Origin of the sequence: Achromobacter sp. SIMBA_011 (genome assembly GCF_046535435.1) — a bacterium.
Lineage (GTDB): Bacteria > Pseudomonadota > Gammaproteobacteria > Burkholderiales > Burkholderiaceae_B > Achromobacter > Achromobacter dolens.
In genome coordinates this window covers 1-482 of record NZ_JAWRWN010000046.1, presented here as the reverse complement: position 1 = coordinate 482, position 482 = coordinate 1, and the positions used below count along the sequence as shown (strand labels likewise).

Sequence of the window (482 nt, the reverse complement as noted above, 5' to 3'; positions counted from 1 at the left end):
ATATTTCTCTTTGCGCTGGATGAAGGCATCGCGCCCGCCTTCTAGAATGCTAGCCACCTGATCTCGGATCACAGGCACGTCAATCGAGCCTTGCGCTTCCAGTCCGAGACACCCATGGTTTTCAGCAGCCGTAAACACTCCGATCCATTCGGCGTCTCCAAACACGGGAATGTTGGCGTTGTGTGTCGCGAACACGAATTGCCGACTCGTCTTGGCCTCCCTCAGTTAGGTGACGATCCGGTCCGCGATGAAAGCGTTGTCCAGATTGTCCTCCGGCTGATCCATGAGAAGCGGGTCGACGTTTTCCAAAAGCAACATGTGCAGAATTGCTGTGCACTGCTGGCCTGTCGAGAGTTTGTTGAGCGGACGAAACACCGGATCTGCTTGGCCATGCGCGACATTCAAGAAAATGTCCACGCGGTGCTCCAACTCCAACGCCTCCAGCTCCATGAGCTGGGTGGATTGGAGCTTGGTGAGAGCAT

Annotated in this window: 1 pseudogene; it reads right to left on the bottom strand. The window is 55.2% G+C overall.

The features are described 5' to 3' along the window. Window positions 1–482 (bottom strand): annotated as a pseudogene (locus SB816_RS29825) (ABC transporter ATP-binding protein); the annotation flags it as partial.